The following is a 6,403-nucleotide window of genomic DNA, read 5'->3' as shown; positions in this document are numbered from 1 at the left end:
CACTGCGTGAGCGCGTCCGTCTCGCTGCCTGTGCCTGCCCGGTAGAACGGCACCGTTTCGGGCGACAGCGCATCGAGCGTCGCGAGCCGGTCGGTGATGACCAGCGTGTGCGATCTGCCGTCCTGTGCCTGCTGCCAGAATCCATATAGGCCTTCGGATTCGAGCAGCCGGTGCACGAAGTTCCAGTCATTCTCGTCCTGCCGGCAGTACGAGCGCGCGGGCAGCGGTTTCGACAGTGCGAACTGGAATAACCCCTGGGCCTGGGGATGCGTGTTGAACACATCGGTGATGATGTCGTCGGCAGTCTTGTCCTGCCAGATGCGCTGGTCGCGGCGGAACTTCAGGAAGTGCATCCAGGAGGCGAAGCCGAGCTGGTAGCTCGTCAGGCCGCTGTTGGAACCGAGGCGCCGGGCGGTGTGCACGTAGCCGTTGTGCGGCAGGTAGGACTTGTCGGTCTGCTGGATCCACAGCGTCACGGGCTGGGCGATCAGCGTCTTGAGTTCGACATTGCCGCTGGTGGACACCACGTCGACGGTGAATTCGAAGTGGCGGCCCAGGCGCGAGTGGCCCACCACCCGCTGCGGGACCAGCGTGTTCGCGCCCAGCGGCGTGTCCAGTTTGAGCAGACGGTCACTTTGCGACAGCCCCCCCGTGATTGTGCTGATTAAGTCCTGCGCTCCCATGACGCCTCTTTATTCCATGTACGTCGCTGCTGATGCGGTGCTGCGCAATCCTGCCCCCAACGATCTCGCGGCCAGCTTCAGGCTCATACCACGCTCGAAATGAGATGGCAGCCGCAGGTGGCCTTATGACCGTGTCGTGCGATGGGAATACCGCCATCCGTCATCGATTCGTCGCCCTCGACAATCACGTTCGGTTTCGTGTCGGGATGCTTCGGGCATGAGACTTCATCGCCTTTGCGAGCGACGAACTTGCCGTCGAACTTCATCGTCTTCGATGCTGTGATCACTTTGCCGTCGTGGTCGGTGTCGTCGTCCAATCGGATAACATTCATGTCGTCTTCACTCCCCTTGCATCAGGCGACGCTCCGAACAACCGGATCGTCATTTGTAGAAATCGAAGCTCACGTTGTTGAGCTTGAAGCAGCCGCCGCCAGCAGGCGCGTTATCGATAAGAATTCCCGCGTATTGAGGGCGCTTCGATTCGATGTCCATCGTCAAGGTGATGTCGCCATCTTTACCGTGGTCTTTGAAGATGTTGGTCTTGACGACATCGCCGTTCTGCAGAAATGTCGAATCGTCCTGTTGACCATCGGTCTTGGCAAAGAACTTCGCGTTGCCCGCAATCACGGATTTGCACTTGGCCGAAGACAGATTGATCCGGTAGGCAACCAATTTTTTGCCGTCCGCATCCTGACCGGCATCCTGCAGCGTAATCGTTGCGGAATACGGCACATCCTTCGATCGAAGCGTGGTGCCCTGATCGGCGGCATGACTCGCGGATGCGAAGGAACAAATTGTCAGCAACGATACTGCGATTCGCAAAAACGACATTCTCATTTAATCTCAGCCTCAAAAGTCTTCAGATATTCAACCGATATTAGTGAGTCGACGCGGCGCTCATCTGGGCGCTGTCGACACTCACGAGGTGGAGGTCATAGTCCTCGTCATTCTCGACATATTCCGTAGGAAACCGGTAATGCGTAACCCATCCTGCAGGAACCGCACTGTGACTGACTTCATGCGCATGCCCCTGATTACCGCCAAGCGTCGCAACTCTTGGAGCATTCGGCCGGCTGGGCGCCTTTCCGTTGACAAAGGTCACGTGGAATCCGCCGGTCGGAAAGTGAACCACGGCTATCGCACCATACGCCGGCTTGTTGCCCCGCGTAGCGCGCCCCCATGTCGAAAGACTATTCGCACCTGCATTGTTATTGCCGTGATACCCCGCGCGGGTCAAACACCAGTTCACGAACGCGGCGCAATACGCAAGGTTGTCGGATCGCTGGCGGCCCAATGACGTCGCGCTGAAATATTCTTCAATGTGCTGATCGGGCTGAGCGCCCCCTCTGCGTTTTACCCCGGCCTCGAACTCCTGTTCGGCAATCGCCATCCACGGGGCCCGACGCGCGCTTAGCACGTCGGTCTGCGGATGGTCGGCCGCGCTTCTGTAGTGCACCGCGTGTACCGCGTTGTCGGGTCGAAGCGTTTGCGATCCGGCGCCTTGTTGAGGCGAAGACGCCGCTGCGGCAGGAGGTGCGGATGGGTGGGATGCGGCAGCCAGGGCGGCAGTCGGCGCCGGCCTGGCCGCAGCTGGCGCCGGCGCCGGCGCGGGGGCGGGCGACGACGTCGCGGCGGCATGTTGCGCCTTCGGCACTTTCAGAATCTGTCCGGGACGCAGAAAGTACGGTGAATTAATGGCGTTCAGCCGCGCGAGTGTCAGATAGCTGGTCGAGTGAGCTTTGGCAATCCGGCTAAGCGAGTCGCCCTTCTTGACGGTATAACTGTCGGTGGCTCCGCCATGTGCACTGCTTGCACTATGCGAAGGCGCCGGACTTGCAACCGCACTGGCGGCGGCCGCTGAGCCCGCCGCGTCGGCAGCCGACGCCGCAGCCGCGGTTACCGGATCATGATGTTCGGTGGCGGTCGGCACGACGAGGGTCGGCGCGACCAGCGTGACGGCGGTCGGCGGCGACGTCGGCGTCACTTTGGGATCGATAGGAATCCATTTCTTGTCGTGCTCGGAGTACACCTCGATTGATACCTGCCCGCCCGATAGCGCAGCCTGGATTTGAGCGTGGCCGTCCGCACCGGTCACCAGTTCAGCCGATTTACTCCCTTGCGACACCTTGATTTTTGTTTTGGCGAGCGGGACTTTCGCCGCATCCAGAATGTAGAGATTGATTGTCGGCAAACATCCTTTGCAGCCGTCCTTCTTCGCCATCGCGATGGCCCGCTGCATCGTCGGTCCGTTAAAGACTGTAGTGAGTGCCTTTGCGTAATCTCCATCTGAGGCATAGCCCGCCTTTTGCAGCGCGTTGGCTTCTCCGGCCAGGTTGCCCTTGACACCGTCGTGATAGAGACCGGCAGCCTTATAGCGCGGATTCTCGGCCAGGAATTTCTGCCGGTCGCGTAAAGCGTCGAGTATTGAAGGGTACATACGGAACGGATCGTCTTCCCACACTTTCTGCCCGTTCTTCATTTCCCAAACATGGAATACCTTGGACTCACCGGTCCAGCTGGAATCGGCTTTGATATTGAAGATATTGTTGCTTCCTGGCAGGACCTTTTCTCCCCAACCCGTCTCTTGCGCAGCCTGAGCGAGAATCAATTCCCAGGAACACCCAGTCTCGTCGGCACACTGACGAGCAGGGCAGTACAGGTTCTTGATGAATTGGAGCTTGTCGTCGTACGTGTAGGTATCTGCCATGATGTCCCCTATCTGGCGCCGCGAATGAAAACGGCGCCCTTCGCTTGACTGTCCGCTACGCCTGCCCACGCGTTGCCATCGAATTTCGCGGTGGAGAGACTGCTGTCCAGACGCTGGGCGATGGTCGCGCTTTTATTTGTCAGATCGATAGCGAGGATGACACTGCGGGGATTCTGGTCGCACGTAGCGCCGATGGCGCTCAACGTATGGCCATCGATCGCCAGCGCATTGATGTCGCAAACCGGTTTCTTGACGGCGAACCGATTGGTGATCTTGCCGGCCGGATCGACAACGGCAACTGCCAGGTTGGTCGCGGTAAGAGCCACGTAATAGCTTGCGCCATCGGCTCCAAAAATGGACTTTTCGGATCGCTCGTCCGCGGGGGATACATAGGTCGACCACAGGTATTTGTCTTTCGACAAATCGATACTCGAAACGGCGAAGGCCTCGGATCCTGACGACGAGCCGCTGTTAGGGAGAAACTGTCCAGCAACCAGCAGATGCGAGTTATCGAGTCGCGCGTTCGTGTCCGTCCAGAACGAACCGTTGGGCATTTTCGACAACCTGGTGCGAGTCAAATTCGGATCGAATTGCGCGAGGAATGTGCTGAACTTGCCGCCGCGATTGAGCGTGTCGCTTATACCGCCCACTACCGATACCGCATCCGGTTTCACATCCAGCAGATAAGACCACTCGTCAAACCCTGCATCGACAGGCACGTGTTTCTGCGGCTTTCCTGTTCCGGAAAGCTGGTTGATGATGACTTTGGTCTGGTTAAGACTTTCTTCCGAGTGCGTTCGCTGTTGCGTCAAGACGTAGAAGGTCGAGCCGTTGCTCGCGCACTGAACGGCTATATTCCCCACGAATGGCTGCTCGAACGGAATGCTTGTTTTCCACACGACCTGGCGCTTGTCGGCATCCACGAGCACTACCCATGCGGTCTTGGTCGACGCCACATCGTCAAGCACTTCTCCACTGACGCAATACAGCGCGTTGCCGACGCTATTGATCGCTACCGAAATGAAGCCGGCGGGAACCCCCAGCGGAATATCGGTCGACGCCGACGACGCGGCAATGGCCGCAGCGGACATCAAGCCGGCTGCGAGGCAAAACAGCGTCGAAAGAAAATATCTGCACTTGATCAAAATCTGCACCTTGGTTTTGCTCAATATGAATAAGTTGAATCGATACGGTCAGGACGATATCGCGCGCAAGCGACCACTACGAATCCGTATTCGCCACGGCCTCATGATCGGCATAATCGAAGACGGCGGCGTCGGGCTTATCAGTTTCGTTGGTGTCGATGACAAAGGGCTCTTTATAGTTCAACGTCGTCCACTTACCCTGATTCAAATCCAGCACGGTCTTGATGGGTTGCGCTGTATCGGTGAAGGCGCGTAACGTATTCCCACTGTCGTCCACGACGCCGCTTCCGAGGACCGCGCCTGTTCCATCGACAAACTGGTATTTCGCCGGGGTCGTGACGCCGTCTGAAGTGTGCAACGCCTGGTCGACGAAAACCTGCTGGCTGTATTGCAGCGGCTTCTGGCTCTGAAAGAATTCCTGTTGCTGCTGTTGAACGCTCGTGGCCGCCTGCTTTTCCCACGAAGCGCCGCGTTCAAGAATCTGTCCGGGTGTCCCATTCTCAATCAGGTTCGGCGCGATCTTGATGTACGAACCACCCGCCCCGATCCAGACCTCCTTGTTCGCCGACAGCACCAGTCTGCCGTTCGTGCTGGTGATGGTCAGGTCCTTGAGCGCCGCGAGCGTCATCTCGTCGCTCTGCGCCTGGATCTCGACCTTGCCCTTGGCCGCAAACAGCTTCATCCCCGCGTTCTGCACGAACAGACTGAGCTTCTCCGTGACACTGGCGATCAGTGACTTGCCCGTCGCCACATGCACGCTCTGGCCGCTGACGATATTGATGTGCTGATCGGCGGTAATCTGTGTCGACTGCTGGGTGGACAGGGCGATGCCGGACGGACTCGCCGCCAGCAGGATCGGTTTCGCGAAACCATTCGCGTTGCCCGTCCCGCCCCCGGCCGTGTTGCCGCCCGATGCGCTGGCGCCAGGTACGCTGTGCTGGGTCGCATCGGTGAACGCCTTCAAGGCGTCCTGACCGGGTTGCAACGTCTCCGCATTGGCCGCGACACTCGCCTGCGACAGGTTCTCGATCACCGCTTCCGAATTGATCAGCTGCTCGCTTGCTGGACCCGCGCTCAGCGGCTGGGTCGCCGTCGCCGGATGGCTCGACACGAAGAGTCCCTGCCCCGCCCGGATCGCCCCATACGACTCCGACTTCAGATCAAACCCCGTCCCCAGATACGCCCCCCGCGTGTTATCCGTGTGCTGCACCAGATACCCCAGATGCAGCTGCGAATTCGCCGTGCTGCTCAGGAGCTGCACCCGGTTCTGCCCGCTCGAGTCGTCCATCACCATCTGGTTGTACCCACTGCCGCCGTATTCCTTCGACCGGTATCCCGACAGCAGCCCGTTCGAATGCCACTGCGGCTTCGCCGACCCGTTATACAGCCGCGACATCACCACCGGCCGGTCACAGTCACCGCCGATGTGGTCGATCAGCACCTCCTCCCCCACCCGCGGCATGTGCACGCCGCCATAGCCGCTGCCCGTATCCGACTGCGCCACCCGCACCCAGCACGAGGCCTTCTCGTCGCCGCCGTTGAGGCGGTCCCACACGAACTGCACCTTGATGCGGTTCAGCTCGTCCGTGTAGACCTCCTCGCCCTGCGGACCCACCACGATCGCCGACTCCAGATGGGTCTCCGGCTTCTGATGCTCAAACGGACTGCGATACGGCACAGTTGTGCGCTGCGCCTCGATCTCCACCCGGTAGAAGCCTTCCGAGCCGTCCGCGTGCGACACCTTGAATGCGGGATCGCCCGCGTGGCTCGCGCGCACCTCGTCTACCGTGGCCTGTAGGCTGTGCGGATAGTCCGCCCCCGGGTTGCCCGCCGGCACGTTGTTCGCAATCACCCACGACGCCCCGATC

Annotated in this window: 6 protein-coding genes; all 6 read right to left on the bottom strand. The window is 59.7% G+C overall.

What is annotated here, in order from left to right; genetic code table 11:
- Positions 1-683, bottom strand: a 683-nt coding sequence (locus tag FQ755_RS33525) for a type VI secretion system Vgr family protein (RefSeq protein WP_186308734.1), incomplete at its 3' end; no start/stop codon positions are given.
- A gap of 83 nt (positions 684-766) precedes the next feature.
- The gene (locus FQ755_RS33520) at positions 767-1,015 is read right to left on the bottom strand and encodes a PAAR domain-containing protein (RefSeq protein ID WP_144161583.1); all 249 of its coding nucleotides are present in this window, start codon (positions 1,013-1,015) and stop codon (positions 767-769) included.
- 49 nt (positions 1,016-1,064) lie between these two features.
- On the bottom strand, positions 1,065-1,415 hold the full coding sequence (locus FQ755_RS33515) for a hypothetical protein (protein ID WP_144161580.1): 351 nt from the start codon (positions 1,413-1,415) through the stop codon (positions 1,065-1,067).
- Positions 1,416-1,560: 145 nt separating this feature from the next.
- Positions 1,561-3,390 (bottom strand): glucosaminidase domain-containing protein, encoded by a 1,830-nt coding sequence (locus tag FQ755_RS33510; RefSeq protein ID WP_144161577.1) that lies wholly within the window; start codon positions 3,388-3,390, stop codon positions 1,561-1,563.
- An 8-nt stretch (positions 3,391-3,398) separates the two neighbouring features.
- Positions 3,399-4,313: a hypothetical protein gene (locus tag FQ755_RS33505; protein WP_144161574.1), complete on the bottom strand. Its 915-nt coding sequence runs from the start codon at positions 4,311-4,313 to the stop codon at positions 3,399-3,401.
- A 298-nt stretch (positions 4,314-4,611) separates the two neighbouring features.
- A partial coding sequence (locus FQ755_RS33500) for a DUF2345 domain-containing protein (RefSeq protein WP_144161570.1) occupies positions 4,612-6,403 on the bottom strand: 1,792 nt, incomplete at its 5' end.

The organism is Paraburkholderia sp. BCC1885 (assembly GCF_900996235.1).
Classification (GTDB): domain Bacteria; phylum Pseudomonadota; class Gammaproteobacteria; order Burkholderiales; family Burkholderiaceae; genus Paraburkholderia.
The sequence above is the reverse complement of the archived record's forward strand: the minus strand, read 5'-3'. Positions and strand labels throughout refer to the sequence as shown.

What these genes read in the sequence shown, in the direction of transcription:
- FQ755_RS33520 (WP_144161583.1), bottom strand. Translation starts at nt 1,015, where the DNA reads ATGAATGTTATCCGATTGGACGACGACACCGACCACGACGGCAAAGTG.
- FQ755_RS33510 (WP_144161577.1), bottom strand. Translation starts at nt 3,390, where the DNA reads ATGGCAGATACCTACACGTACGACGACAAGCTCCAATTCATCAAGAAC.